Below are 26,325 nucleotides of genomic sequence, written 5' to 3' on the forward strand. Positions count from 1 at the left end.
ATCAAATAAGTCCCTTGAATATGATTTTGAGAAAGACATTCTTCTTCCTACTACTGGCAGCTTCTATCGCTGCGTCTTATCCAACCATGGCAGAGCGCGGTGAGAACATGCGCATTACGGTGATGACGCTGGGACCATACCAGGGAGAGTTATATTCAGCCTTTGGGCACAGCGCCATCCACCTGGAAGATACGGTGGCGGATGTTAACTATGTCTTTAATTATGGCGTCTTCAATTTTGAGCAGGAAAACTTCTACTGGAATTTTGCCCGGGGAAAGATGCTCTACGAGCTGGGACTATCCTATTATGATCGCTTTATCAGCCATTATATTGCCGACAACCGCTATATCATCGAGCAGGAACTGAACCTGACCAGTGCGGAAAAATGGGAGGTGTATAAGTTTATGTCCAACAACCACCTTCCGGAAAATCGCGCCTATTACTACAACTATGTGTATGACAACTGTGCCACAAAAATCCCTGAGGTATTGGCGAAAGCCATTCCGGCAACGGTCACCTATGACTACAGCTTCACCGAAGAGGGGGTAACCATCCGTGACCTGATGGACCGCTACCTGGCCTATCAGCCCTGGGGGGATTGGATCATTGACATTGGCCTTGGACTACAAATCGACAAAGTGGCGGATCCGCAGGAATACCTGTTTTTGCCAGATTATGTTCAGAAAAGCCTCGAAAATGCGACGATCACGAGAGATTCTGTTACCGTACCGATGGTCAGTAAGACCATCAATGTATATACTCCTACACCGGAGACCTTCGAGAATGGTGCCTTCACCCCGTTCAATGTTTTTGTCTTACTCTTCTTTGTCGTTGGCTTTTTCACCAACCGGGATTTCAAGACGGGTAAGCGCACCCATTGGGTCGATGTGGTGGTCTTCACCTTTGTGGGGATCATTGGCTGGTGGTGTGCGTTTTTATGGCTGGGGACAGACCATTTGTCCAAAATGAACTTCAACCTGCTTTGGGCGATTCCTCTCCATATCCCTTTTGTGTATTTCCTGAAATCACCAAAGCTCCAGCCCTTTGCCTCCAAATACTTTCTGGTTTGTTCCATTTTGTACCTGGTCCTGCTCGTGGTTTGGGGGATGTTGCCACAGCCTTTGCACATGGCACTCATTCCGCTGATCCTGACCATGGCCCTTCGTGGATTTTTCATCCATTATGATTTGAATAAGTATAGTCGTAAAGTGGCGGCAGGGTTGAGTCAGAATTAAAATTGTCTTGATTTCGACAAGCCTGCGCGGCCCGGCCTTCGTGGCCCGGCCTACGCGGCCCGGCTCAATCTGGCAACATTTTAGTGGTCATTGTCCGAATTTCTCAACGAGATTTATACCAGGTCCTTTCGAGATTGGGAAAATACTAGCTCATTTCGATTTAAAAAAGCTAAAAACACCCAGTACTGTCATATCGTAATGCAATGGAGATATCTTCCTGATTTTTCGGCCAATTCATCTCAGGTTTGGTTCAAACTAAAAGGGAAGAAGATTTTTCCTAACGTCAAAAAGACAGTACTGGGGTATTTTTTCATCAAACTCAAGTTATTCAGTACTTCCTGATTCATGAGGCTACAATTCTCTGCGTTCTGCGGTTAAATAAGACCAATAAAAAGGCAGGCGCGTAGAAACAGTTCAACCCTTCGATAACATTTTATTGTACCTGCGTACCTCAAACAATTTTGCCACAGCCCTGCGAAAGCCCCACTGTGGAACACCTCTCCGATGATTGGCCTGACTGATCCTGGCGAGTTGTTTGAAATGCCAAAAGACCACCCGATAGGCTTTTATCAATGAATATCCAGGCTGGTAAATATGCGCAGGTTCCGCCCCGGCGCCATTTAGCTCAATGATCTTAAAATCTTCCAGCCTTTTCAAAGCCTCAGCCGAAGCACAGCGCAAATCGAAGCGGCCATAGTAAAAGCCCTCAATACGTTTAGACAGTTGATCAATAGCCTCTGTCAGCTCTTCATCGATCAGATCACAGCGATCCAAAAAGACCGTACCCCGACAGTGGTTGCCAACACTTTCAACCACCTTTTTTTCGCCTTTTTCCGGGACTTCTTTCATTACTTCCTCGAAGCGGGGATGCTCAAAATCGATTTGAAGTAAAGCGCGCTCATCTTTTTGCAGTAGTTCCTGTACCGTATGGGCCCCATCGCCGGTAACACTCATAAAATCCTTTTGTACGATAGAGGTGATGTGACCGCACTCCTCCTCGGGATGCCGCAGATAAAAAATTCCCAACTCCAGCGGTTGCCGAATCACTTCCTGTAGGATAAAATCCACAGGGCAGTTTATGACATATTTTTCGAGTTCAAGCTCATTACTGATCTTTTCTACCAGTTTTCCTCTTTCGCCCATATCGGGCTTGGCTACTACCGGATAACCAATCCATTCCACTGCTTTCCTGGCAGCCTCCCAGTCTCCGGGAGCAATCAATTTCATTTTAGGAAGATATTCGGAGGGAATCAGTTCATAAATGCTGGTTTTACTTACCCCCGTAAAACCACCAAACTCCATCGAGGGGTTAGCGGAAGTCAAAAAGGCAAACCTCCCATTTTTGAGCGCCAACCATAGATAGTACGCTTCGACAGGAATGTAAAAGATGTAGAAAGGCCAGTACTCCCACTGGACCAGTTTGAGCCAGAACCTTTTGAAAGGTGACATTAAGCCTGTCCTTGCTGATAACGAACGGTGCTGCTAGCCACTCCAAAATGTTCGGGTAGCTGTACACTAGGGCTGACCACCTGGAGTCCCACTTTGATCAGCGCCATGTGGTGAATGGCATGTTCGATGTTGTACGCCAACTCCCTTTGGAAGTTGGTTGCCATAAGGATCGCCTCCTCATCCGCGCCGTAGGAAGCTTTGAGATCGAAAGAAAAGTTGTCTTTATTTTTCTTCAGGTTACTGTTAATGGAACTGATAAAAGAAATTGCCACGGCCACTTCCTCCTCAATGTATTTATCTCTTTTGCGCTCATCGTAGCTGATCACCCCATGCGGGGTTGCTGACATGAGGCAGATAAAAAATTCCAGGGTATGCCGGACATGCTGACCGACGGAAGACCCGCCGAGTAATTCTACCCTGCTAAGGTATTGGTCATCTTCGATTTGCTTCAGTACCCTTTCCAACTGACCGAGTAAATCAATTGCGGTTTGGTTCAATGCCATAACTATAAATCTCTTAAATATTCTTGATTAGAAGATTACTGTGGGCCGATTTTTTTCCAGTTGGCATCTGCATTGCGTTTAAGCTCGGCCTCATTTTCATTCCAGGATTTGAGGGTGTTGCTCCCCCAGAAGTTGTAAAAGAGGTAGAGCTTTCCATCCAATATTTTATACGTTTCCGGATCAATTTTGACCTTTTCCGGTTCTGTAAGTCCCATGGCGTAAGCACACCATCCACCGTATTGAGGCAAGTAGTTTTCCGGGTTAGCCAAAAACAATTTCTTATTGGCCTCGGATGAAAAATAATACGTCGCTCCTCGATAAGCCGCCTTTACTTCGCTACTTCCTTCTTTAGGTTTCCCCTGAAAATAACTAACGGGATCATAACCATCTATGGCCAGACCGCTTCTGTTGAGGTTCAGGTCTGACCCCTGGGGCATTACAAAAAGGAGGGATATCATGATCCACCACATACTACATTCGTTTTTGTCAAATTAGCAGATTCCTTTTGGGTATCACAAGGGGAAAATGTATGCGGAAAGACAATCGGGACAATCTTACAACGACAATGTCATCCACCTGTCAATTGAATAAGAATTCCTAAAAACAACAATTAGCGGATTAAGACATATTTCTGCGAAGTAGCTCAGAAAAGTCATTTTGAGTTTGATCATATCTCTACAATGGAATTCATACATCTTTCCTTATAAGCACAAACCCCTCACGTCGGTGATTTCCTCCTACTTTTCTATTACCCAGGCTGGGCGCATAAAAAGTAGCAAAAATCTAAAATGAATAATGTCCATCCTTTTTTAATTCCTATTGCCCTGCAACTTTTCAGATTGGCACCAACCAGCTTATCAGTCCTGACCGATGATCTCCAGTTTGACCAGTTCACACCGAAGATTAGTGCGGCCCAGACCTTTCACCTCAAAAAGAGCATTGAAATAAGCATTGTCCTCAGGAATGTTTTGGTAAAACTCCTCCAGCCAATCCTTATTGGTAAAATTAGCAACGGCTGCCATCACGCCGATGTCATTATTCGCCGCAAAGAACAAGATGCTGTTATCATTATCCGACAAAGGGGCATAGGAAACCATCACGCTCTCTGACCAGATATCTTTTACCGTGCGGTCCGGTACCGATTGACCTTTTTCCAAATCCAGGATGGCCCGGCCGTCAAACCCGAATACCTTTGAATCTTTCAAAAAAAGTTGACTCAACCCCACGAGGGTCTTATAAGGACCTACATAAATGATATTGTGATCGAGCATATCATCCTCCACGAAATCAGATTCCATACTCACCTCCAGGTCCCGGTCAAATTCATCAAACCATCGAGTCAGTTTCGACGCAGTGATGGGGCCCATTTTAGTCACAAAGGAATAGTTCTGTTTTTCGAATACTATACCATCAGGTTTCAGGCTATCCGGCAGTTGATCGAACTCCGATTCAGAAGTAACTCCCTCCAGATGTATCGACGCGTTGAGGCCACTTTTCATCTTCGCCCATAGGGTATAGTGGTCACCGACATAGCAAATGTTTTGTACACCAGGCTTCATAAAGCTCTGCCATAGTTTAGGAGCACTCTGACCTGACTTGAAGAATATGAGAAATAATCCCACAACTACCACTCCTAAAAAGATGAGCATCACTAATTTCCATGGATTGCCACCGGACTGACTTTTTGAATCAATCGAAAGGTTGTATTGTCCCTTTTCAATTTTGAAAATAAGCTCGTCTTGCTTGCCCTCCGTGCGGTAGTACTCATCCAGCTTCTTACGGAGGTTGTACATATACACCCTGACCTTTCCTTCGTAAGATTGGGATTGTCCATTACTGTTGAATAATTCCAGCTCAAGAACAGTCTCTTTGACCACGCTACCCTCCTGATAAGCTTTGACCAAATACTCCAGCATACTCACGTAGATGTCGCCCTGTTGAAAACCTTTGCTTTCGAGGATTTTCTTTAAATACCTGGAGACTTGTTGATCGGTCTTATAAGTCATTGATTTTCTGTAGGTTAACAGCGTTATTTACGGTTGTTAACGGGTTATTTCTTTGTAAATGGATACTGCCGGAATAGATTTGGGTTGTACGAATTTAACGTTTCAACTCATTACTGTTTAAATAAATTAATCCAAATGAAGTTTTTAATACCCCTGTTAGCCATCATGCTATCTTGTGCGGTTTGGGCTCAACCCAATCATTGGGAAGACCCGAGCATTTTCGAAGTAAACAAAGAACCCGCCCACTCCACATTTTACAGTTACGCAACTAAAGCCAAGGCGCTCGAAAACAAACGTGAACAAGCTGACTTTGTGAAATGCCTCAATGGTCAGTGGAAATTCAGCTATGTAAGTCAGGCTTCTAAGCGTCCCACGGATTTTCAGTCGGTCGGGTTCGATGATAGCTCATGGGAATCAATCCCTGTACCGGGCAACTGGGAAGTTTACGGATATGGTATTAGAAACTATTCAAATGCACGTTATCCTTTCGAAAAGAACCCTCCTTTCATTGCAGATGAATACAGCCCTGTCGGATCTTATATCACCTACTTTGAGATCCCCGATGCATGGGAAGGTAAAGAGGTATACATCCAGTTTGGGGCTGTAAAATCAGGCTATGACCTGTGGATCAATGGCAAGAAGGTGGGCTATGCGCAGGACTCCAAGCTGCCTTCAGACTTCAACATTACGTCTTACCTTACAAAAGGCAAAAACAAGTTAGCCGTTCAGGTATTTCAGTTCACCGACGGAAGCTACCTTGAAGATCAGGATTTTTGGAGATTGTCGGGCATACAGCGTGATGTATTGCTTCTGGCACGTCCTCAAGCGCACATAGGCGATTTCTTTGCCCGAGCCGGACTGGACGAATCCTACCAAAATGGTGTATTGGAGCTCACCGTCGACCTCACGAACAAATCAAAAAAGTCCAAAAAGAATTTGAGCGTCCGATACCAGTTGCTCGATGCTTCGGGGAAAGAGCGATTAAGTGGTTCTTCAGACCTTAACCTGTCTGGTAATAAGGAAGTGCAGGTACAATTCTCCGGGCAGGTTCCCAATGTGGAAAGATGGTCTGCGGAGACGCCAAACCTCTATACACTGGTATTAGAGCTGATCGACAGCAAGGGAACATTGATTGAGGCCACCTCCTCGAAAATCGGTTTTCGCACCAGTGAAATCAAAAATGGTCAGTTGCTAGTCAATGGTAAGCCCATATTGCTCAAAGGTGTAAACCGTCACGAACATGATGGCTACCACGGTCACGTGGTCAATCGTGAAACCATGATTGCAGACATCCTGACCATGAAAAAAGCCAACATCAATGCTGTGCGTACCTGTCACTACCCGGATGATCCACTATGGTATGACCTCTGCGATGAATACGGACTCTACCTCTATGATGAGGCGAATATCGAATCACATGGCATGGGCTATGAGCCGGAAGAAACGCTTGGTGCCAATCCTACCTGGGAAGCAGCACACGTCTCCAGGGTATCCAATATGTTTGAACGTGATAAAAATCACCCTTCAGTCATCGTATGGAGTATGGGTAATGAGGCAGGAACCGGAGCCAACTTCCTGGCCGCTTACCAGGCATTGAAGAAGTTGGATAGTAGCCGTCCTATACACTACGAAAGGGCCGAGAAGATGACCAGTGTCAAAGAAAGACATACCGATATCCGTGGGGATATGTATCGCCAAATTGGTAGCATCAAAAAAAATTGGCTGGGTTCAGATACGGAAAGGCCATTTATCTGGTGCGAATACTCTCATGCCATGGGTAATAGTAACGGAAACTTCCAGGAGTATTGGGACTTTGTAGACTCACACCCGCAACTACAAGGTGGATTTATCTGGGACTGGATGGATCAAGGCTTGGCCAAAACCCATGAAAATGGCAAACAGTTCTGGGCATACGGCGGACATTTTGAGCCGGAAGGCATGTATCACGATAACAACTTCTGTATGAATGGTATCGTGGATGCTGATAGAACTCCTCATCCGGCCTACTATGAGATCAAGAAAGTCTACCAGAATATTCGATTTATCGATGCCGGGATCGCCGAGGGCAAACTGCAAATCCAAAATCGCTTTTTCTTCAAAAATCTGGATGAATACCTGATTACCTGGGAGCTTTTGGAAAACGGAAAAGCAGTCAAAAGAGGTCAATTCGCCGCTAGCAATGTTGAGCCTCAGTCGATCCGTGATTTCTCCATTGACTACGGTGTAAGTTTCAGTAATGGCAAAGAGTATTTTATCAACTTCAAAGCTACTCAGGTGGTGCCTACTAAAGAATTGCCGTTGGGGTATGAAGTGGCAAGTGAGCAGTTTGTGATCAAAGAAAACCCTGTGGCTGCGCTTCAGACTCAATCCGCGAAGGATAAGTTGACCTTGACAGAAACGGAGGCCGCCATCGCATTGAAAGGAAAAGACTTCTCAATTGGTATCGATAAGAAAAATGGTGGATTACGCTCGTACGTGATCAATGGGTACGAACTCATTAATGCTCCTTTGGTTCCTGACTTTTGGCGCGCACCCACAGACAATGATTTTGGGAATAAAATGCAGAAAAGATGCGCGGTTTGGAAAAACGTAATGAGTAAGGCCAAAGTGCTTATGGTAAACACAGAAAAGATCAGTAAATCTTCCTACAAAGTCAGTCTAACCTATGACCTGCCGACTGTTGAAGGAAAGTTGAATCTTTCCTATACTATTAACTCCGCCGGTCAGGTAGATGTCACCTTTGGTTTCGAGGCGAAAGGAGCAGATCTTCCGGAAATCCCAAGAATAGGAATGGCCTTACAAGTGAAACAGGAATTGGAAAATCTATCCTACTATGGCCGAGGTCCGTGGGAAAATTATAACGATCGTAATACCTCCGCATTCATAGGACAATATCAGTCCAAAGTTGCTGATCAGTATTTCGCATACGCCAGACCCCAGGAAAACGGACATAAAACAGATGTTAGAACATTTGCCCTTACAAACCAGGGTGGCGTAGGTCTTCAAGTTTTGGCCCTAAACCAGCCTTTGGAGTTCAATGCGCTTCCTTATGCTACCTCCGATCTTGATCCGGGTGAAAACAAAAAGCTAAGAACGCCTGCTGACCTTACAGAAGGAGATTTTGTAGAGGTCCACATTGATCATAAAATGATGGGAATCGGTGGAGACAACAGCTGGGGAGCAAAACCGCATGAGCCCTATATGTTCTATGCCGACAAAGCTCATGAGTATTCATTCAGGATTTTACCTGTAACTAAATAATTAGAAGGGCCTTCGGAAGAGCATATCTTCCGGAGGCCATCTTTATTCCATCTCATTGACCACCTTCCAAACCAGGTCACCCTCAAAGCCTTTTCGCATCAGATAATCCGCCAGCTTTCTGCGATTGAGATAATCATCCTCACTTTTTGCTATAATGCCGGGCCATTTACGTTCTGCCAGTGAAGATAGGGTGTGGTGATATTTTTCTTTATTGATCCCTTCCAGCGCCTCCTCTACGACCGATGTCGGCAGATCAAACTGTCCAATGTACATCCGGATTTTGACGCGGCCCCATTGATTGAATTCGAACTTATCATGACAGTAGGCACGGGCAAAGCGCTCCGCATCCAGAAACCTTTCTTCCTTCAGTTTCTCAATAATGAGATCAGCCTCCTCTTCTGAAAACGCCCATGAAAGCAGCTTATCTCTAACCTGTTTAGGTGCTCTTTCTCGTGAGGAACAATATTTTGCCCCACTGGCAAATCCACGCTTGATTCGGTCTTCGTTCATCGGGTCAAAATAAAAAAGACCAGTCTTTCGAATGGCCTTTTAATATCCTATTTAATAAATCCCTTTCTCTTGAGCACGGTGTCTATGAACCGTATCTCGTTGTCATTGTTGAAAATCTTATGCGGGAAGTAAAGCAACTGGGCTTTACTGGCAAAAAGGATAAAAGCATCTTTGGTATGAACTGCTCGCTTGATCTGATCCCATTTCATAGGCATGCCCTGCTTGGTATTGATCTTAAGCAGGATCTGTTGGCTGCTGATTTCGTAGGACATCTTTTGGAACATAAACTTACCTTGCTCCATTTGTGTCACCCCGGCAAACTGGATCAACCAGAATAGCAGGTACAATGCCAACGCAATCGTCGCTCCGATCACCCACCACCAACTTGGGATCAAAAAATAGCAACCACAGATAGCCAGGTAAATCAGACCCACCCACCATTGCTCTTTCAGTACTGATTTAAATGCCACACCAATGTAGGTGTTCGTTGGCAATTCATATTTCTTAGTCTTTACAATCATTTCGTTTTCTCAGCCTTTAGACTCAAATCCAAACTTTTATAGGAATGGGTCAAAGCCCCCACGGAGATATAATTCACTCCCGTTTCGGCAATGTCCCTGATATTCTTTTCTGTAATCCCTCCCGAAGCTTCCGTTTCCATAGATCCGTTGACCATAGCCACCGCCTGCTTCATATCGGAAGGAAGCATATTATCCAGCAATACTCTAAATACTTTTCCCGTATCAATTACCTGCTTTAGTTCGATCAGGCTCCTTACCTCCACTTCTATTTTCAGGTCAAGATTATTCGCTTCCAGATAAGCAACCGTAGAATTAATCGCCTCTTTTACACTCCCTGCATAGTCAATGTGGTTATCCTTGAGCATGACCATATCATAGAGACCAGAACGGTGATTCACACCTCCACCGATCGCAACGGCCCATTTTTCCGCCAGGCGAAAGTTAGGAGTGGTTTTCCGTGTATCCAGCAGCTTGGCTTCCGTGCCCTTCAGCAATTGACTCATCTGACGCGTATAAGTAGCAATGCCACTCATTCTTTGCATGCAGTTGAGCACTGTTCGCTCCGCCCCCAGAATAGCTCTGCTGTTACCAGTAACCTGAAAACCAACATCTCCTATCTCTACGGCACTTCCATCTTTTTTGAAAACTTCAACCTGGATATTAGGATCAACAGTCTTGAAAATACGTTCCGCCAACTCCACGCCAGCAAGGATGCCATCGTCCTTGATCAGGAGTTTGGCCTGGCTTACCTGATCTTCGGGGATCGACCCTAAAGAGCTATAGTCGCCCTCGCCTATATCCTCGTTCAATGCAGACGATATAAACTGATTAACTTTTTCTTCCGTGAGATAAGGAAAAATCATAGGCGGCAAAATTATGCAAGGCGCCCATTATTGTAAGTAAAAAAAAGGATTATTCTCGGCTAAAGTTGATCTGATCAATCTTATAAGCAGTCCCTTGCTTCTTAATCACCATCACCACGCGGTAGGATGCGTCCTGAGATTTATAGGAACCGATGGTATATTTCAATCCTTCCGGAGAGGCTCCCTGATGAATATAAGTGAAAGATTTGGCCGGATGCTTTAGAAAAAAGTCCTTTAAGATCACTTCGGCCTGTGAAAGGCTATAGTTGGAGCTTTTTCCATCAATCTTGATCTCAATATTATCTCCACAGAACCGGATCAACTCTTTTGAACTACCAGCAGACATGGCCTGACTGATATTTTCTAAGGTCTGGTCTTGAAGGGGATCGGAAACAAGTGATGCGATAAGCGTAATAATCAATAATAGCTGTGTCATTCCTTAAAACTATCGAAAATTGTGCCATCCTTTATCAAAGCCCTCTAGGAATTCATGATTTTGGTCTCTGATCCCTGAAAGGACATGTTATATTTGCACCTCGAAGACCTCAACAGCTGTTGTGGGTCTTTCCTTAGTTCAAAAACAAAACCAGATACATGAATAAGAAAGTCATTCTCATCATACTAGATGGATGGGGTATCGCTACAGACAAGAAGGTTTCGGCTATCGATAGCGCCAAAACCCCTTTTATAGACAGTCTTTATACCAAATATCCTCACAGCACCTTAGAGGCCTCGGGCCTTGCGGTTGGTCTGCCAGAAGGCCAAATGGGTAACTCTGAGGTTGGGCATATGAACATTGGTGCCGGCCGCGTAGTTTACCAGGATTTGGTAAAAATCAACAATGCAGCTGCGGATGGCAGTTTAGCAAAAGAAGCTGAGCTGGTAGCTGCTTTTGACTACGCAAAAAAGAATAACAAAAAGATCCACTTCATTGGTTTGGTATCTAATGGAGGGGTTCACTCACATATCAACCACCTGAAAGGATTGATCAGCGCAGCAAAAGCCAATGATTGTGATCAGGTGTTCGTTCACGCTTTCACTGACGGACGTGATTGTGACCCGAAAAGTGGATTAGGCTTTATCGAAGACCTTGAAAATCATATGAGCGACAATGTTGGACAGGTAGCATCTGTTACGGGTCGCTATTATGCGATGGACAGAGATAAGCGATGGGAGCGTGTGAAATTAGCCTACGACGCCATGGTGAACGGAACCGGTGAACAACTTGAAGAGGTGAAAGCCGGAATCCAAAAATCATATGAAGATGGCGTAACGGATGAGTTTATCAAGCCATTAATCAAAACTTCCGGAGGCGCTCCGGTAGCAAAAATTGAAGAAGGTGATGTGGTCATGTGCTTCAACTTTCGCACGGATAGAGGTCGTGAGATCACAGAGGTATTGACCCAGCAGGACTTCCCTGATTTTGGGATGAAGACCATGCCGCTTTACTACCTGACCATGACCAACTATGACGACACCTTCAAAGGTGTTAAAGTCGTTTTTGATAAGGATAATCTGCAAATGACCCTTGGTGAAGTACTTGCCAACAATAGCAAGAAACAAATCCGTATTGCAGAGACTGAAAAATATCCTCACGTAACTTTCTTCTTCTCAGGTGGAAGAGAAACAGAATTTGAAGGGGAAAAGAGATTACTTTGCCCGTCTCCTAAGGTAGCAACTTATGACTTGCAGCCAGAGATGAGCGCCAACGACATCAAAGAGAAGATCGTTCCTGAGCTCCAGGCAAACTGGCCGGATTTCGTTTGTCTTAATTTTGCCAACCCGGACATGGTAGGCCATACCGGAGTGTTTGAGGCGGCAGTAAAGGCGTGTGAAACGGTAGATACCTGTGCGAAGGAAGTGGTGGATGCCGCTCTCGAAAATGGTTACACTTCTATCATCATCGCGGATCATGGTAACTCTGATATCATGGTAAACCCTGATGGATCACCAAATACGGCACACACCACCAACCTCGTTCCGTTTATCGTTGTGGACAATGAGTTTAATGGTGAGCTAAAGCCCGGAAAACTTGGAGACCTGGCGCCAACCATCTTGAAATTAATGGGTGTGGAGAAGCCGGCCGAGATGACTGGTGAGGAGCTCCTCTAATCAATGTTGAACAAGATATTTGTTGTAATAATATTCCTGGGACTTTCAGGCTGCGCCAAAGTGCAGCCTGAGGTGAGTTCCTACTATGATCTGAATGCTTTGCTGGATCAGCAGGCAGAGATCTTGTCCTCTGGTTATGGACTGGATAAGAAAGTAACTATGGATGGAGCCACAGAATCCAAAGTGGTGACTCTTGATTCCAGCGGATGGGCCGAGGAGCTGAGTGCTCTGAGAGAGTTTTCGATCACAGAACCGGCCATGGTTGGTTCCTTTGAGGAATCCACCAATGGAAATACCCAGCGATTTGATCTCAAGAAAGATGAAAAAGCCGTGGTGCGATATTTTCAGATTCAGGAAACCGACGGCAAGGCCTTGATTCAGGCGCAGAATTTGGCTGAAAAAACAATCTATACCGATAAAAAAGAACTCACTCTGACCATCACGGATGGCGTTATTGAGCATTACAGGATCACGGGATTCCAAAAGATGATCATGAAAGACACCATCTATTATGAAATAGCGGGGCAGGTACTGGCAAAATGAGTAAGGAATCAAAACATCGATTGAATAAAGAAGGGCTCAGGAAGCTTGCGGGCATCTTTACCTATATCCTCCCTTATAAGTGGACGTTTGGAGTAGGTCTGGCCTTTCTACTTTTTAGTAGTAGTATGTTCATGGTCTTTCCGTATATCTCGGGAAAGCTCATAGACATTGCTTCAGGAAGTGATCAATGGCTTGTCAACAACCTTTGGCAGGCTGCACTAATACTTTTTGGGGTGCTGCTGTTCCAAAGTATAGTTTCGTTTTTCCGTGTGGTTTTATTCGCCCGGGTAACGGAAAATGCCATGGCCAACATCCGCACCGACCTTTACCAGAAAATGGTGCTCTTGCCCATGAGCTTTTTTGATCGCAATCGGGTAGGAGATTTGGTCAGCCGCATCTCTAATGATGTGTCCCTGGTTCAAAGTGCCATGTCAACCACGTTGGCTGAGCTGATCCGACAGATCATCGTGTTGGTCGTCGGGGTCATCGTCATTTTCTTTGTGACGCCTTCTTTAAGTTTATTCATGATCGGGACCTTCCCGGTCATCGTGATCATCGCTTTCGTTTTTGGGAAATTCATTCGAAGACTTTCAAAAAAAACACAAGAACAACTTTCTGAATCAAGCATTGTGGTCGAAGAGACCATACAGTCTATCCAATCTGTTAAGTCTTTCACCTCAGAAGCTTTTGAGGTGGGGCGTTATACCAAATCGATGAAAGGGGTGGTCAAAACAGCACTCATGGTAGCCAACTTCCGAGCAGCCTTTATCTCCTTTATCATCTTCGCCATCTTTGGGGCCATTGTAGGCATCATGTGGTATGGGGCTAGCCTGGTACAGTCAGGAGCAATGACTGTGGGAGACCTTATTTCATTTATTCTCTACACCACTTTCATCGGTGCTTCCATTGCCGGCCTTGGGGACCTTTTCGGTCAGTTGCAAAAAGCCGTAGGGGCTTCTGAACGAATCCTTGAAGTGCTGGCCGAACAGGGTGAAATGGAGCTCACTGAAACTGACAACATCAGATTAAGTGGAGACATTGTTTTTGACAATGTTCATTTCGAATATCCGACAAGAACTGAGATGCCGGTACTTAAAGGCATCAACCTCCATATCGAAAATGGCCAGAAAGCAGCACTGGTAGGACATAGTGGTGCTGGTAAATCAACCATCGCTCAGCTGTTAATGAGATTTTATGAGGTCAGCTCTGGGCAAATCAGGATAGGCGACACCGGTTTGACGGACCTGGATTTAGCACTGCTCAGAAAAAATGTAGGGATCGTACCTCAGGAAGTGATCCTTTTCGGTGGGACCATAGAGGAAAATATCCGATATGGAAAGCCTGAGGCCACGAAAGAGGAGATTATCACAGCTGCTAAAAAGGCGAATGCCTATAGATTTATTGAGTCTTTTCCGGAAGGTTTTGAAACCATGGTTGGGGAGCGAGGAGTGAAACTCAGTGGTGGTCAGCGTCAGCGTATCGCTATCGCAAGAGCTGTTTTGAAAAACCCGTCAATCCTCATTTTGGATGAAGCCACGAGTGCACTGGATGCAGAATCAGAGAAACTGGTTCAGGAAGCCCTTCATGATTTGATGGAAGGTCGTACCACGTTGATCATCGCACATAGACTATCCACGATCAAATCCTGTGATACGATATATGTACTGGAAGAAGGTCAGGTAAAAGAATCAGGAAGTCATACCGATTTAATAGAGCGGCAAGGAGCTTACAAGAATTTTGTAAGCCTCCAAATGGCAGAAGACTAAAACCATCTTTTGGTTTTCATATAAATGATCATGGTGAGGGTAATGGCCCCTATGATGGAATAAAACCCATAGGGATAGCTGAGCTCCCAACCCAATTCGGGCATGTGCTCAAAATTCATCCCGTAAATCCCGGCCACGAAAGTGAGCGGGATGAAGATGGTGGCAATCAGGGTTAGTACCTTCATCACCTCATTCATCTTGTTGCTCAGCTGCGACAGATAAATGTCCATAACATCAGAGATCATCTCGCGGTAGGTATCCAGATTTTCCAGCACCTGTTCCACATGGTCATGTGAATCCCTCAGGTAAAGCAGCGTGTTGCTGGTAAATATGCCGGTATCCCGTGTCAGCAACGTCAGCAATGCATCTCTTACCGGTTTCATATGTTTTCTCAGCTGGATCAGGTCCTTTTTTAAGGCCTGAATCTGCAGCATTTCAACTCGTTCCGGTTTTCTGATCACCAGCTCCTCCAAACGTTCTATCTGGTTGTACACGCCATCCAACGTTTCATAGTAATAGTCAATGATGATATCCAGAAGCATGTACCCTAAATAGTCACAGCCGCGCTGACGGGCTCGTCCCTTGCTGTTTCTCAGTCGCTTACGAACATCATCAAACACATCTCCCGGTCGCTCCTGAAAGCAAATCACAAAATTTTTAGCCATGACCACACTGACCTGCTGAACTTCTATTCTACGCTTCGTTTCATTAAAGTTGATCATCTTCAATGCGATGAAGGCGTAGTCTTCATATTCCTCCACTTTCGGGCGCTGCTGTGGATCCACGATATCCTCGAGCGTCAGGTCATGTACACCCATGATGGATCCTATATTGCTGATCAATTCAACATCATGTAGTCCCTGAACATTGATCCAGGTAACCGAGTCACTTTTGACATATTGATGAAGGTCCTCCATATCAAGTATGCTGACTTCCTGTATGCGGTCGGCTGTAAAGTCAATGACTTCAATTTCAATTTTCTCAGAATAAACCTTACCCGTATAAATAATGCTTCCGGGTGCAAGCCCGGTCTTGGGACGTTTCTTTTTACTCGAAGTGAAGGTGGAGAAACTTAGGGTTTTCTTTAAGTCCTCCAGGGGATTTAATATGGAATTCATGCAAAGATTTCTTCCGTTTCAATGATTCTTTTAGCTCGGGGGTCATCGGGCAGACATACGCCGGGAGGTAGGTCGAAATCAGGAGGAAACGAAACTGGCAGACCTCCCTCATCATCCCCTTCGTCGTTATGGTTATCTCTGTCCTGTTGCCTCTTTTCTCTCATAATAAAAAATAAAAGGCATGCACAGTAGAGAATCAATCCAAGGATAATATCTAATAGAATCACCGGCATGGTATTAAATTACTAAAAGGCTTTCAATTTTTTTGCATGATTGTCCACGAAAACCCTTTAATCAATGAAATTTCTAATCATTTGTTCTTAAAACGCGATTTTCATTATCTTGTTTTTATTTACTTTATTTGTGCCGCTCTAGTGGCTTTATCCAACTTCTTCTAAATAAAATTAAAACTCATGCTCTTAGCGCTTTTGTCCGGCCAAAACGAGGGCTTGTTATTCGGTTTATTCGCCATCATCATCGTTGCATTTTTGGCGGTTGACCTTGGAGTCTTTCACAAAGCGGATCATAAGATCTCACAAAAAGAAGCGTTGAGACAAACCCTCTTTTGGGTAGGTGTCTCTATGGCATACGCTGCGCTGATCTTCTTTTATGGTGAAGGGCCTGATGCCACCTGGGAATTTTTATCAGCCTATGTAACGGAAAAGGCGCTTTCTGTCGATAATATCTTCGTGATACTACTCATTCTTCGATACTTCAATGTGAAGGAAGAATATTACCACAGCATCCTTTTTTGGGGAATACTGGGAGCCATTGTCTTTAGGGCAGTTTTCATTTTTGTAGGGGCCATGCTCATCACCCAGTTCCATTGGATCCTTTACATTTTTGGTGCCTTCCTGGTTTACTCCGGAATCAAAATTTTTGGAGAAGATGAAGATATGGACATCGAGCCGGAGAAAAATCCGGTGGTAAAGTTTGCCAAGAAGATCTTCCCTATGACGGATAAAGATCATGATGGCAAGTTCCTTACCGTAGAAAATGGAAAGCGTGTCTTTACGCCTCTTTTCCTCGTTATCGTTTTAATTGAAAGCACAGATTTAATTTTTGCGGTGGATTCCATCCCGGCGGCATTTGCCATCACGCAAAATGAATTCGTCATTTATACCTCTAATATTTTCGCAGTGATGGGGCTTCGTGCCATGTTCTTCTTACTGGCGAATATCCTTGACAAATTCTACCTGCTTCAAAAAGGGCTTTCCGTGGTACTGATTTTTATCGGTGCTAAAATGCTGATGGAGTGGTCACTGATTCAAAAGGGTTTAGGGTATATTTTTGGCGTAGACCATATACACATACCCATCTTCCTCTCATTTGGAGTGATCCTGGGAGTTTTGGCAGGTTCTATTATTCTTTCCCTAATGTTTCCGAAGAAGCCTGAGTTGGTGAGTCAACAATAAGTTAGAAGGGATTGCTTAAAACCCTATCTTTTTACCAACCCATCCCTTTTCTTCGAGCTCCTTTGCTGAAGCCTCAACTTTTTCTTTGAGGGACTTTTTGTATTCTGCTATGGATTTAGACACCTTTTCGTCAAAGGCTCCAACGATTTTTGCGGCCAGAATTCCGGCATTTTTTGCACCATCCAGCGCAACAGTGGCCACGGGTATGCCGCCCGGCATCTGAAGAATTGAAAGAATAGAATCCCATCCATCAATGGAATTTCTTGATTTCACGGGAACGCCAATGACCGGAAGGGTGGTCAAAGAAGCTACCATCCCGGGCAAATGAGCCGCGCCGCCTGCTCCGGCGATAATCGCCTTCAAGCCCCGTTCCGCTGCCTTTTCTGCATATTCGATCATGCGGTGAGGGGTGCGGTGGGCGGATACAATAGATATCTCAAAGGGCACATTAAATTCCTCAAGCATTTGTGCTGCTTCAGACATGATTGGCAGATCCGATTGACTGCCCATGATAATTCCGACAAGTGGTTTGCTCATGCGATTACTTTTAAGATTTCTTTGATCTCCCGCGCACGGGTTTTTAGGTTATCTGCATCCTCATCCGTGATGGTAATATGTCCCATCTTTCGGAAAGGCTTGGTTTCTTTTTTTCCATACAGGTGAACATGAACACCTTTTTCAGCCAACAGGTCATTCATCCCCTCATATTGAGCTATGCCTGTGTAGCCCTCTTCACCCAACACGTTTACCATGGCAGCTGGCACAATGAGGTCCGTAGCACCAAGTGGTAAGTTCAAAATAGCCCGTAGGTGTTGTTCGAACTGGGAAGTGATGTTAGCCTCAATGGTATGATGCCCACTATTATGGGTTCTTGGTGCAATTTCATTAACCAGAATCTCATCATCCTGCGTCAGGAACATTTCCACCGCTAACAACCCAACCATGTTGAGTTTTTCCACTACATCCACTGCAACCTGATAGGCCTTATCCGCAATCTCCGCACTGATCTCCGCCGGAGCAAATAAAAACTCTACCAGGTTCGCTTCCGGGTGAAATGCCAGCTCCACCACAGGAAAACATTTTACCTCTCCGGATTCATTCCTCGCCACAATCACACTCAATTCCTTCTTGAAGTCTACCAGCTGCTCCAGCAGGGAAGGAGCTTCAAAAGCTTTATCCAGATCTGCCTCTGTGCGTAAAATTTGAACCCCGCGCCCGTCATATCCTTCCTTTCCAAGCTTGTTCACGGCAGGAAGAAAATCCTTATGGGACATAACCTCCTCCTTATTTTCAGTCAGGATAAAATCTGCTGTAGGGATACGGTTGGCTTTATAAAAAGTCTTTTGCTTTCGTTTATCCTGTATCAACTCAATGATTTCAGGCTGAGGGTACACCACCTTACCCTTTTTTTTCAGGTCCTTTAGCGCCTCGGTGTTCACCGCCTCAATCTCGATCGTCATGACATCCATATTTTCACCAAATTTCATAACAGTGTCATAGTCTTTAAGACTTCCATTGACAAAGCTATTAGCTACGGTGCTACAGGGTGCATTTGGATCCGGATCCAGACAGTTGATATTAAGATTAAGGTCGATTGCTGACTGGATCATCATACGTCCCAGTTGACCTCCGCCCAATACGCCTATCTGTAAGGTGGTAATGTCTGCCTTCATGCGGCAAATATCATAAGTTTTCTCCTTTCAATGATTTGAATTGCCGAACTTAGGATAACTAAGCATGGTTTTCTTGATATGAAGCCCAAAGACAAAAAGGAAAAGGCGGTAAAAAAAGCGGATCAGGTCAAAAAGAAGAAGGATGAAAAATCTGAGCCAAAAGAGGAGGACGTACGCATTGGCTGGCCGGACATCGATTTTAAGAAAACTCTGGGGTGTGGATGATTACTCACTAACAAACACCCTTTTCACTCGCTGACTAACATTGGTCAATATCTCATAAGGAATGGTTTGTGCCCAGGTCGCCAGATTTTCTATGGACGGATCCTTTCCAAAAACAATCACCTCATCCCCTTCCTCCACATTCAGACCGGTTACATCCAGAATGGTCATGTCCATGCAAACATTTCCAATCGTGTGGGCCTTTTGTCCATTCACCAACATGTATCCCCTCCCTCGACCAAACATTCTCAAATAACCGTCAGCATAGCCAATGGATACTACAGCAATCTGGCCATCAGACTCGGCACGACCCATCCGCGAATAACCTATGCTCTCTCCGCGCCTAATAGATCTTACTTGAGAAATGCGGCTTTTCAGAGCGCTTACAGGCTTTAGGTCGGTCAGTGTGCCAGATGAATCATGCCCATACAATCCAATTCCCAACCTTACCATATCAAAATGAAATTGCGGCCACCTTAAGATTCCTGCCGAATTAAGCGCATATTTCATGGGACAATGACCTAAAAACTCAGTGATGATGTCATAGGCCTCCTCAAATTGAGTCGCCTGCCATTGAGTATATTCATCCTCACTCGACTCCTCTGCCGAAGAAAAATGGGTAAAAACTCCGGCTACCCTGAGCGTCGGATTCATCGCAAGAATTTCCAAAAACTCATGTAATTCATCGGGACGAAGTCCCAACCGGTTCATCCCTGTTTCTATTTTGATATGAATAGGAGGCGGGTTATCACAAGCATCCAGCAATTCCCGCAACATATTCGAACTGTAGATTTCTGGCTCGAGGTTGAAAGTTTCCAACAGATCAAAATGCTTCCAGTCAGGGTTCATCACCATGATCGGCAGGGTAATCCCCTTTTGTCTGAGCTCAACCCCCTCGTCGGTATAAGCGACCCCCAGATAGTCAACTTTTTCATATTGAAGTAGATGGGCAATCTCTCCAAGACCTCCGCCATAAGCAAAAGCCTTGACCATGACCATCATCCTGGTTTGACGGCTTAATTTCCTTCTATAGACATTTAGGTTATGGGTCAAGGCTTCAAAATTCACCTCAAGGATCGTCCCATGATTTTTTTCTTCCAGCAACGCCACCACCCTTTCCAGAGCAAAGGACCTCGCTCCCTTAATGAGAATCAACTCATTTTCAAATGCCGGCATTTGTGCAATCAGATCAGTAACCGTTTCAAAAATGGTTGCGTCTATAGAAAACTGGCTTCTGCATGCATTCATGTGCGGACCGACACCTATCAAACGGAGTACATTGTTGGCCACCAACAATTCATTGACTTTCTCATAAAGTTTAACATCCGGCATGCCCGATTGCTGAATATCCGAGAGAATGACCGTCTTTCTCTTTTTATGAGGTTGTTGTTTCAGGTAATCCAGCGCAATAGAAAGCCCTGCCAGGTCATTGTTATAAGAGTCATCAACAAGGTAGCAATCACGGATGCCATGCTTTATTTCCAGTCGCATGGGGACCGGTTTGATGCGCTTCAACCCGGATTCGATTTCCGTCTCGCTCAAACCCAGATAAATCGCAGTAGCAATCACGTGAAATATATTTTCAACATATGGAAAGTCTCTTCCTGAAATATAAAAAGTGTATTCCGAGTCCCGGTACTTAGCGACAATTTGTTCTGTCTCCGATGTGAAAGCAATGTCAGCTTTTTTGTCTCCCAAACTCCATGAAAACAGCTTCTCGCCAAGAATTGCTTCAAGCTTAGTATATAGTTTTGTTTGATCTTTAGAGCATACGACCACATTCGATTCCTCAAATAGAAGAGCCTTTTCCTTAATTTTTTGGTCTAACGAATTAAAGCCTTCATCATGTGCATTTCCAATGTTGGTAAATATCCCGATGGAAGGTTGGATGACCCTGGCCAGGTTCTCCATATCTCCTGAACTGGAAATTCCCGCCTCGAAAATCCCTAAATTATTCTGTTCCGACATGCCCCAAACAGAAATTGGAACACCCATTTGTGAATTATAACTTTTTGGGCTTTTCACCACCTGAAAATGCATCCCCAATACCTCAGCCAACCATTCTTTCACCATCGTTTTCCCATTGCTGCCGGTAATGCCTACTACCGGAATATCAAACTTTGAACGGTGGCCTATTGCCACTTTTTGAAGTGCTGACAATACATCCGAAACCAGTGCAAAAGTGGCCTCAGGCGTTTCATTCATGTCTGGCTGCTGGGAAACAAGAAAGAATCGAACTCCTTTATCATAGGCCTGACGAATGTACCTATGTCCATCCCTTGTTGTTCCAGGAAGCGCCAGAAAAAGCACTTCTTGTTTGGAAACGAGCTTGCGCGTATCAAAAGCCAGCACGCTTATTTCTCCGTCCTGTTCCTTACCTAAAAGGTCGGCATGTGTGGTTGAAATAATCTCGGAGAAAAGCATAGGCCTAAATTATCAATTCCATTTCGATTTGATCCACTTCATTGACAAAACCCATCTTTTGCAACGCTTGAATCGTACCCTGTTGATCTTCGGGTACATTCATAATGGTGATCTCGTTGCTAAAACTTCTCTTTTGTACTTCTCTCACAAGAGCACTAGCAACATGCTTACCACGAAAATGTTCCATCACCGCCAGCCTCGAAATACGCCCAAGCGCCGATTGAAAAATCACGTACCCTACCACCTGATCATCAATGCTTGAAATGAGCATGGTCTCATTGTCAAAACTCGTCTGAAGATGTGGGATACTATCCAAAAAGCTCGTTTCATAACTGTCAAAAACGGCATAACCGGAGTTCCATTGCTTTGCTTCAGCAATGATTAATTCATCAACATGGTAATTGGGTATGGTTGAGGTTAATTTGAAACATTTGAAAGTGCGGACAAAATTGAACCCCATTTTTTTATACAATTCTATGGCCCTCTGATTGTTGTCGATCACCTCCAAAAGAATGTTATTGACACCCAGATTCTGAAGTTTTGGGAAAAGCCAGGAGTAAACCTCTATGGCGTGACCATTTCCTCGGTAATAAGGGATTACCCCGGTGCCACCATTATAGGCCGTTAATTTATTGCCATTTCGATTAATCGTGTGCAGTACAAAGGCTACCACCATACTTCCTGAGGTAAGCAGGCCAGAGACTTCATTGACAATTCCCAGCTTACGAAATATTCTATTTCGGAACTGTTCCAAACTTGGCCTGAACGGCACATCATTAGCAGAGAACGCCAATGAAAAGGCTTCAAACAGTGGAATAATATCTGATTCTGAAAAGGTCTTTAGCTCTAAGCTTTGACTCATTCCCTAAAAAATAAAGCAGGTACTGGTACGTGCAAAGCGATACTTTTCGAAATCGACTTTTTAAACAATCGCTCAAAGAATGTATGCTCTTTTGGAATGAGCGTTAGTAAATCCGGGTGATGGGAATTGCAAAAAGAGGTAATACCTTCAATGGTAGAACTTGCTTCGATCGTACTGAATGAAGCAATTCCTTCATCAAAGCTGTGGATAAGGTTCTTAAAAATGTTTTGATCCGCTGCCGTGATATCTTCCCTTCTTTTCGCCACGGTAAACGCTTCAATTTTGGCCCCAAAATCCAATGCAAATTGATTCAACATTTTGACTCTCATAGGGTTTTTAACTTCTTCCATCTGGCAGGCAAACGCGATAATTTCAATTCCGGCTTTCTCCCATCCTTCAGGAACAACCAAAATTGGCACGGTGGCCGTATCAATGACATCAGTGGTTCTGCTTCCAAGTACCTTTTCCAGCTCGTCGTGCTCGGCCTTGGTTCCCATCACGATAAAGTCAATGTCTTTTGTTTCACATTCGGTATGAATCGCATCAATTAGATACGCCAGAAATTGATCGGCGCTGTGAGGTACATCTTGCAGTTCGATGATTTCCTTTTCAAGCTTCTCAAATGACTCCCTGACCATGTCTTCATAATCCTTGATCACGGCCGCCACAATACTACCCCCCACAACATCCGGATGTGCAGAATGAACGTGAACTGCATTAACCATATGAATTTTGGCCTGAAATTTTTTAGCCAGGTAGATGGCATATTTCAAGGCATTTTTCGAGCAATCCGAAAAATCTATGGGTACAAGTATGTTCTGGATATTCATCATGGGATCGTGTATATGCTAAATTTAATGTTAATCATTTACTAATCCCAAGAAGAAAGATCTTAGGTCGGGACAAATGCCTGTGTTTGTTCGTATATTACAATAGGTCGGGACTAATAGAAGATTAAGAATCAGCCCTTATGGATCACATTTATCACAGACCGAGCCGCAAAGTCATTGCGCGGTACATCGATATTGCTCAATTAATTACTTCATTGTTGATTTGGGGGTTTGCTGTTCTCTCAATTGTCTGAGGAATTAGACTTTGGTGCTTAGTTTTGCACCATGAACAGAAGACCGCGTCGCAATCGTAGCTCCAAGGCAATCAGAGACATTACCAGGGAAACACTGGTAACTGTAAATGACTTTGTCTTTCCACTTTTCCTTCTTGAGGGTCAAAATCAAAAATCCGAGGTACAGTCCATGCCAGGCATTTTGAGATTAAGCCTGGACCTTATGCTCAAGGAAATAGAAGAATGCCTTAAGCTGGGGATCCAGTCATTCGATGTATTCCCGGTTGTCGAGGAACATTACAAGGATAAAATGGCAACGAAAAGCTACGATCCAAACTTCTTCTACCTGATCGCCCTAAATACCATTAAAAAAGAATTTCCGGAAGCGCACATTATTACTGACGTCGCCATGGATCCATACAGCTCTGATGGTCATGACGGCATCGTTAAGAATGGAAAAATCCTAAACGACGAAACACTGGAAGTCCTCGGTCAAATGACCCTGGCACAAGCGGCCACCGGTATTGATATGATCGGCCCTTCAGACATGATGGACGGAAGGGTAGGATACCTGAGAGAAGTGCTCGACGAAAATGGTTTTCAAGATGTGGGTATCATGTCCTATACCGCGAAGTACGCTTCAGCTTTTTATGGTCCTTTCAGAGATGCCCTGGATTCTGCACCAAAATTTGGTGACAAAAAAACTTATCAAATGGATCCGGCCAATAGAAAGGAAGCCATCATTGAAGGTGAACTGGATTTTCTGGAAGGTGCGGATGTGCTTATGGTAAAACCGGCACTTACCTATCTCGATATCATTTCAGACCTCAAAAATGAATTTGATCTTCCTATTGCAGCATACAATGTTTCCGGGGAATACGCCATGATCAAGGCCGCCGGAGAACGAGGCTGGCTGGATGCGGATCGGGTCAGAGATGAATCATTGCTCTCTATTAAGCGAGCTGGAGCAGACATTATTCTTACCTACTTCGCCAAGGAATTTGCCCTGGCACATAAGTAAGCTGTCATACTTTCGATTAAAACAGGTCATCTTCTCTTTCCAGCATCAATATGCTGGACTGAGGGACGATAAAATATTTTTCACCCTCGTACACCACTTCGAAAGAACCGGACTGTAAGAAGATAGCCAGATCACCTTCTTGTGCCTGAAGTGGCACATATTTCACCTTGCCTTCATCGCCCTTCCAGCTCTCATCTTCATCTGTCGGGACCGGAATAGGGTAGCCTGGACCTGCTTTGACCACATAGCCACTTTGTACCTTTTCCTTCTCTCTTACACCAGGAGGCAGATAAATCCCCGAACTCGTCTTTTCAGAGTCTTTCTTGGGCTTGATCAGAACCTTGTCACCAACGACAATGAGTTTCTTTAATTTGTTATCCGCAGTCAATTGCATGCATTCAAATTTTCAGTACGCAAAATTAATCTCATTGGATTGAATCAGTCAACTGACCTGTCAATCAATCGCTGATCATTCTGCTTTGAAGTCTTAGCTCCCAACTCTCTCAAAACCTCAGTTCTTCTGACAAGGTTTCCGGTTCCCTGAGAAAGTTTATTCATCGCGAGGTCATAGTTATCCTTGGTCTGACGAAGGTTGTTCCCGACCTTAAGCAGGTCTTCCGTAAAACCGACAAATTTATCATACAATGCTCCCGCCTGCCTGGCAATTTCAAGGGCATTTTTACTCTGGAGATCTTGTTTCCAAATGTAGCTTACCGTACGCATAGTAGCTAGCAAGGTGCTGGTCGAAACCAAAACGATATTCTTGTCCAGTGCCTTTTCATAAAGCGCAGGATCTTCTTTCAGCGCGATGGTCAGGGCCGGCTCATTGGCCACGAACATCAGCACAAAATCGGGCTGCTGAATATCATACAGGTTTTGGTAGTTTTTCTCCCCCAATATTTTAATATGTCCATTGATGCTATCGAGATGCTGCTTCAGGTATTTCTCCTGATCCGGAGTCCCCTCATGATCAAAATAATTACTGTAGGCAGTAAGAGAAACTTTTGAATCGAGCACCAAATATTTATCATCTGGAAGTTTAATGATATAATCCAGTCTTTGATTGGAGCCGTTTTCACTTTTGAAGTTCTTTTCCTTGAAATAATGAGTGTCCTTCAGTAGCCCCACCTTCTCAAGGATCGATTCTAACTGCATCTCTCCCCAGTTACCCTGAGCCTTCGAATCACCCTTCAATGCCTTGGTCAGGTTTTCCGCCTCCTTCGTAATCTTTTGATTGAGGTCTTTTAGGTTGGATAGCTCTGCTTTTAAAGAGGTATTCCATTGCAATGAGTCCTTGCTATTTTGGTCCACTTTCTTCTCAAAGGTTTCAATTCGCTCTTTGAGCGGATTCAATAGTTCACCAAGATTGGTTTTGTTCTGTGACGTGAACTTTTCACTTTTTTCCTCGAAAATTTTGTTCGCCAGGTTCTCAAAGGTCTCTTTGAATTTAGCCTGCAGGTCTTCAACTTCCTTCTTCTGGTCATTTAACCTTTCCTGCAGATTTCTAAAATCCGATTCCAGTCTTGATTTTTGGCTGTTTAGGTCAATGATCCGCTCACGTTCCTGACGCAGCTCTTCATTCATGAACTTGATTTCCTCTGCACTTTGAGCGTTGCGCTTTTGCTCCATCTCTAATTGAAGCCTCAGCTTTTGTGTCTCTTCACCATCAGATCCTTTTTTAGACTTCGCCAACAAATACCCCAATCCAAACCCTGCCGCCAGGCCCAGGATCAATATCAAAACTGTCGTTATTTCCAT

At 44.4% G+C, this 26,325-nt stretch carries 25 protein-coding genes; 8 read left to right on the plus strand and 17 right to left on the minus strand.

Annotated elements, in window-relative coordinates:
• The first annotated feature begins 20 nt into the window (after nucleotides 1–20).
• On the plus strand, nucleotides 21–1,235 hold the full coding sequence (locus tag NXR94_RS01725; RefSeq protein WP_258102834.1) for a DUF4105 domain-containing protein: 1,215 nt from the start codon (nucleotides 21–23) through the stop codon (nucleotides 1,233–1,235).
• A gap of 414 nt (nucleotides 1,236–1,649) precedes the next feature.
• On the opposite strand, the gene NXR94_RS01730 is transcribed toward NXR94_RS01725, so the two are convergent.
• From NXR94_RS01730 to NXR94_RS01745, 4 genes are all read right to left on the minus strand, one after another.
• Complete coding sequence (locus tag NXR94_RS01730) at nucleotides 1,650–2,684, minus strand: hypothetical protein (RefSeq protein ID WP_258102835.1); 1,035 nt, start codon at nucleotides 2,682–2,684, stop codon at nucleotides 1,650–1,652.
• Nucleotides 2,684–3,187, minus strand: coding sequence for a hypothetical protein (locus NXR94_RS01735; RefSeq protein WP_258102836.1), 504 nt, complete (start codon nucleotides 3,185–3,187; stop codon nucleotides 2,684–2,686). Before NXR94_RS01735 ends, NXR94_RS01730 begins: the two co-directional genes overlap by 1 nt.
• Before the next feature lie 35 nt (nucleotides 3,188–3,222).
• Complete coding sequence (locus tag NXR94_RS01740; protein WP_258102837.1) at nucleotides 3,223–3,657, minus strand: YHS domain-containing (seleno)protein; 435 nt, start codon at nucleotides 3,655–3,657, stop codon at nucleotides 3,223–3,225.
• 387 nt (nucleotides 3,658–4,044) lie between these two features.
• The gene (locus tag NXR94_RS01745; protein WP_258102838.1) at nucleotides 4,045–5,193 is read right to left on the minus strand and encodes a hypothetical protein; all 1,149 of its coding nucleotides are present in this window, start codon (nucleotides 5,191–5,193) and stop codon (nucleotides 4,045–4,047) included.
• 135 nt (nucleotides 5,194–5,328) lie between these two features.
• On the opposite strand from NXR94_RS01745, the gene NXR94_RS01750 reads away from it, so the two are divergent.
• Nucleotides 5,329–8,454 carry a glycoside hydrolase family 2 TIM barrel-domain containing protein gene (locus NXR94_RS01750; protein WP_258102839.1) on the plus strand — a complete coding sequence of 1,042 codons (3,126 nt, stop codon included), beginning with the start codon at nucleotides 5,329–5,331 and terminating at the stop codon, nucleotides 8,452–8,454.
• 42 nt (nucleotides 8,455–8,496) lie between these two features.
• On the opposite strand, the gene NXR94_RS01755 is transcribed toward NXR94_RS01750, so the two are convergent.
• From NXR94_RS01755 to NXR94_RS01770, 4 genes are read right to left on the minus strand one after another with little or no spacing between them, the layout of a single operon-like run.
• On the minus strand, nucleotides 8,497–8,964 hold the full coding sequence (locus tag NXR94_RS01755) for a regulatory protein RecX (RefSeq protein WP_258102840.1): 468 nt from the start codon (nucleotides 8,962–8,964) through the stop codon (nucleotides 8,497–8,499).
• A gap of 47 nt (nucleotides 8,965–9,011) precedes the next feature.
• Nucleotides 9,012–9,485, minus strand: coding sequence for a YcxB family protein (locus tag NXR94_RS01760; protein WP_258102841.1), 474 nt, complete (start codon nucleotides 9,483–9,485; stop codon nucleotides 9,012–9,014).
• Nucleotides 9,482–10,348 carry a carboxylating nicotinate-nucleotide diphosphorylase gene (gene nadC, locus NXR94_RS01765; protein ID WP_258102842.1) on the minus strand — a complete coding sequence of 289 codons (867 nt, stop codon included), beginning with the start codon at nucleotides 10,346–10,348 and terminating at the stop codon, nucleotides 9,482–9,484. The genes NXR94_RS01760 and nadC overlap by 4 nt, the downstream gene beginning before the upstream one ends.
• A gap of 49 nt (nucleotides 10,349–10,397) precedes the next feature.
• Nucleotides 10,398–10,784 (minus strand): DUF4783 domain-containing protein, encoded by a 387-nt coding sequence (locus tag NXR94_RS01770; protein WP_258102843.1) that lies wholly within the window; start codon nucleotides 10,782–10,784, stop codon nucleotides 10,398–10,400.
• A 158-nt stretch (nucleotides 10,785–10,942) separates the two neighbouring features.
• Here NXR94_RS01770 and gpmI point away from each other — a divergent pair, with 158 nt between their 5' ends.
• The 3 genes from gpmI to NXR94_RS01785 are packed head-to-tail and all read left to right on the plus strand — an operon-like array spanning nucleotide 10,943 to nucleotide 14,769.
• Entirely contained in the window at nucleotides 10,943–12,460 is a 1,518-nt protein-coding gene (gene gpmI / locus NXR94_RS01775) for a 2,3-bisphosphoglycerate-independent phosphoglycerate mutase (RefSeq protein WP_258102844.1), read from the plus strand.
• A gap of 3 nt (nucleotides 12,461–12,463) precedes the next feature.
• A complete protein-coding gene (locus NXR94_RS01780; protein ID WP_258102845.1) occupies nucleotides 12,464–13,003 on the plus strand; it encodes a hypothetical protein in 540 nt (179 codons plus the stop codon).
• A complete protein-coding gene (locus NXR94_RS01785) occupies nucleotides 13,000–14,769 on the plus strand; it encodes an ABC transporter ATP-binding protein (protein WP_258102846.1) in 1,770 nt (589 codons plus the stop codon). The genes NXR94_RS01780 and NXR94_RS01785 overlap by 4 nt, the downstream gene beginning before the upstream one ends.
• Here the strand turns inward: NXR94_RS01785 and corA are convergent.
• Entirely contained in the window at nucleotides 14,766–15,887 is a 1,122-nt protein-coding gene (gene corA / locus NXR94_RS01790) for a magnesium/cobalt transporter CorA (RefSeq protein ID WP_258102847.1), read from the minus strand. The genes NXR94_RS01785 and corA overlap by 4 nt on opposite strands.
• Nucleotides 15,884–16,051 carry a hypothetical protein gene (locus NXR94_RS01795; RefSeq protein ID WP_258102848.1) on the minus strand — a complete coding sequence of 56 codons (168 nt, stop codon included), beginning with the start codon at nucleotides 16,049–16,051 and terminating at the stop codon, nucleotides 15,884–15,886. The genes corA and NXR94_RS01795 overlap by 4 nt, the downstream gene beginning before the upstream one ends.
• A 249-nt stretch (nucleotides 16,052–16,300) precedes the next feature.
• On the opposite strand from NXR94_RS01795, the gene NXR94_RS01800 reads away from it, so the two are divergent.
• Entirely contained in the window at nucleotides 16,301–17,302 is a 1,002-nt protein-coding gene (locus NXR94_RS01800) for a TerC family protein (protein ID WP_258102849.1), read from the plus strand.
• A 15-nt stretch (nucleotides 17,303–17,317) separates the two neighbouring features.
• Here NXR94_RS01800 and purE read toward each other — a convergent pair whose 3' ends face one another.
• A complete protein-coding gene (purE, locus tag NXR94_RS01805; RefSeq protein ID WP_258102850.1) occupies nucleotides 17,318–17,839 on the minus strand; it encodes a 5-(carboxyamino)imidazole ribonucleotide mutase in 522 nt (173 codons plus the stop codon).
• The gene (locus tag NXR94_RS01810) at nucleotides 17,836–18,975 is read right to left on the minus strand and encodes a 5-(carboxyamino)imidazole ribonucleotide synthase (RefSeq protein WP_258102851.1); all 1,140 of its coding nucleotides are present in this window, start codon (nucleotides 18,973–18,975) and stop codon (nucleotides 17,836–17,838) included. The genes purE and NXR94_RS01810 overlap by 4 nt, the downstream gene beginning before the upstream one ends.
• A gap of 78 nt (nucleotides 18,976–19,053) precedes the next feature.
• Here NXR94_RS01810 and NXR94_RS01815 point away from each other — a divergent pair, with 78 nt between their 5' ends.
• On the plus strand, nucleotides 19,054–19,200 hold the full coding sequence (locus tag NXR94_RS01815) for a hypothetical protein (protein WP_258102852.1): 147 nt from the start codon (nucleotides 19,054–19,056) through the stop codon (nucleotides 19,198–19,200).
• On the opposite strand, the gene NXR94_RS01820 is transcribed toward NXR94_RS01815, so the two are convergent.
• From NXR94_RS01820 to NXR94_RS01830, 3 genes are read right to left on the minus strand one after another with little or no spacing between them, the layout of a single operon-like run.
• The gene (locus NXR94_RS01820; protein WP_258102853.1) at nucleotides 19,201–21,621 is read right to left on the minus strand and encodes a bifunctional UDP-N-acetylmuramoyl-tripeptide:D-alanyl-D-alanine ligase/alanine racemase; all 2,421 of its coding nucleotides are present in this window, start codon (nucleotides 21,619–21,621) and stop codon (nucleotides 19,201–19,203) included.
• 4 nt (nucleotides 21,622–21,625) lie between these two features.
• On the minus strand, nucleotides 21,626–22,483 hold the full coding sequence (locus tag NXR94_RS01825) for a GNAT family N-acetyltransferase (RefSeq protein ID WP_258102854.1): 858 nt from the start codon (nucleotides 22,481–22,483) through the stop codon (nucleotides 21,626–21,628).
• Nucleotides 22,480–23,316 (minus strand): universal stress protein, encoded by an 837-nt coding sequence (locus NXR94_RS01830; RefSeq protein WP_258102855.1) that lies wholly within the window; start codon nucleotides 23,314–23,316, stop codon nucleotides 22,480–22,482. The genes NXR94_RS01825 and NXR94_RS01830 overlap by 4 nt, the downstream gene beginning before the upstream one ends.
• 282 nt (nucleotides 23,317–23,598) lie before the next feature.
• Between NXR94_RS01830 and hemB the strand changes: the two genes are divergently transcribed.
• Entirely contained in the window at nucleotides 23,599–24,567 is a 969-nt protein-coding gene (gene hemB / locus NXR94_RS01835) for a porphobilinogen synthase (protein WP_258102856.1), read from the plus strand.
• Between the two features lie 16 nt (nucleotides 24,568–24,583).
• On the opposite strand, the gene NXR94_RS01840 is transcribed toward hemB, so the two are convergent.
• Complete coding sequence (locus tag NXR94_RS01840; RefSeq protein ID WP_258102857.1) at nucleotides 24,584–24,961, minus strand: co-chaperone GroES family protein; 378 nt, start codon at nucleotides 24,959–24,961, stop codon at nucleotides 24,584–24,586.
• A gap of 44 nt (nucleotides 24,962–25,005) precedes the next feature.
• Nucleotides 25,006–26,325: a DNA recombination protein RmuC gene (gene rmuC / locus NXR94_RS01845; protein WP_258102858.1), complete on the minus strand. Its 1,320-nt coding sequence runs from the start codon at nucleotides 26,323–26,325 to the stop codon at nucleotides 25,006–25,008.

It is taken from the genome of Marinoscillum sp. MHG1-6, from assembly GCF_024714475.1.
Classification (GTDB): Bacteria; Bacteroidota; Bacteroidia; order Cytophagales; family Cyclobacteriaceae; genus JAMZMI01.

What these genes read in the sequence shown, in the direction of transcription:
- NXR94_RS01725 (WP_258102834.1), top strand. Translation starts at nt 21, where the DNA reads ATGATTTTGAGAAAGACATTCTTCTTCCTACTACTGGCAGCTTCTATC.
- NXR94_RS01730 (WP_258102835.1), bottom strand. Translation starts at nt 2,684, where the DNA reads ATGTCACCTTTCAAAAGGTTCTGGCTCAAACTGGTCCAGTGGGAGTAC.
- NXR94_RS01735 (WP_258102836.1), bottom strand. Translation starts at nt 3,187, where the DNA reads ATGGCATTGAACCAAACCGCAATTGATTTACTCGGTCAGTTGGAAAGG.
- NXR94_RS01740 (WP_258102837.1), bottom strand. Translation starts at nt 3,657, where the DNA reads ATGTGGTGGATCATGATATCCCTCCTTTTTGTAATGCCCCAGGGGTCA.
- NXR94_RS01745 (WP_258102838.1), bottom strand. Translation starts at nt 5,193, where the DNA reads ATGACTTATAAGACCGATCAACAAGTCTCCAGGTATTTAAAGAAAATC.
- NXR94_RS01750 (WP_258102839.1), top strand. Translation starts at nt 5,329, where the DNA reads ATGAAGTTTTTAATACCCCTGTTAGCCATCATGCTATCTTGTGCGGTT.
- NXR94_RS01755 (WP_258102840.1), bottom strand. Translation starts at nt 8,964, where the DNA reads ATGAACGAAGACCGAATCAAGCGTGGATTTGCCAGTGGGGCAAAATAT.
- NXR94_RS01760 (WP_258102841.1), bottom strand. Translation starts at nt 9,485, where the DNA reads ATGATTGTAAAGACTAAGAAATATGAATTGCCAACGAACACCTACATT.
- nadC (WP_258102842.1), bottom strand. Translation starts at nt 10,348, where the DNA reads ATGATTTTTCCTTATCTCACGGAAGAAAAAGTTAATCAGTTTATATCG.
- NXR94_RS01770 (WP_258102843.1), bottom strand. Translation starts at nt 10,784, where the DNA reads ATGACACAGCTATTATTGATTATTACGCTTATCGCATCACTTGTTTCC.
- gpmI (WP_258102844.1), top strand. Translation starts at nt 10,943, where the DNA reads ATGAATAAGAAAGTCATTCTCATCATACTAGATGGATGGGGTATCGCT.
- NXR94_RS01780 (WP_258102845.1), top strand. Translation starts at nt 12,464, where the DNA reads ATGTTGAACAAGATATTTGTTGTAATAATATTCCTGGGACTTTCAGGC.
- NXR94_RS01785 (WP_258102846.1), top strand. Translation starts at nt 13,000, where the DNA reads ATGAGTAAGGAATCAAAACATCGATTGAATAAAGAAGGGCTCAGGAAG.
- corA (WP_258102847.1), bottom strand. Translation starts at nt 15,887, where the DNA reads ATGAATTCCATATTAAATCCCCTGGAGGACTTAAAGAAAACCCTAAGT.
- NXR94_RS01795 (WP_258102848.1), bottom strand. Translation starts at nt 16,051, where the DNA reads ATGAGAGAAAAGAGGCAACAGGACAGAGATAACCATAACGACGAAGGG.
- NXR94_RS01800 (WP_258102849.1), top strand. Translation starts at nt 16,301, where the DNA reads ATGCTCTTAGCGCTTTTGTCCGGCCAAAACGAGGGCTTGTTATTCGGT.
- purE (WP_258102850.1), bottom strand. Translation starts at nt 17,839, where the DNA reads ATGAGCAAACCACTTGTCGGAATTATCATGGGCAGTCAATCGGATCTG.
- NXR94_RS01810 (WP_258102851.1), bottom strand. Translation starts at nt 18,975, where the DNA reads ATGAAGGCAGACATTACCACCTTACAGATAGGCGTATTGGGCGGAGGT.
- NXR94_RS01815 (WP_258102852.1), top strand. Translation starts at nt 19,054, where the DNA reads ATGAAGCCCAAAGACAAAAAGGAAAAGGCGGTAAAAAAAGCGGATCAG.
- NXR94_RS01820 (WP_258102853.1), bottom strand. Translation starts at nt 21,621, where the DNA reads ATGCTTTTCTCCGAGATTATTTCAACCACACATGCCGACCTTTTAGGT.
- NXR94_RS01825 (WP_258102854.1), bottom strand. Translation starts at nt 22,483, where the DNA reads ATGAGTCAAAGCTTAGAGCTAAAGACCTTTTCAGAATCAGATATTATT.
- NXR94_RS01830 (WP_258102855.1), bottom strand. Translation starts at nt 23,316, where the DNA reads ATGATGAATATCCAGAACATACTTGTACCCATAGATTTTTCGGATTGC.
- hemB (WP_258102856.1), top strand. Translation starts at nt 23,599, where the DNA reads ATGAACAGAAGACCGCGTCGCAATCGTAGCTCCAAGGCAATCAGAGAC.
- NXR94_RS01840 (WP_258102857.1), bottom strand. Translation starts at nt 24,961, where the DNA reads ATGCAATTGACTGCGGATAACAAATTAAAGAAACTCATTGTCGTTGGT.
- rmuC (WP_258102858.1), bottom strand. Translation starts at nt 26,325, where the DNA reads ATGGAAATAACGACAGTTTTGATATTGATCCTGGGCCTGGCGGCAGGG.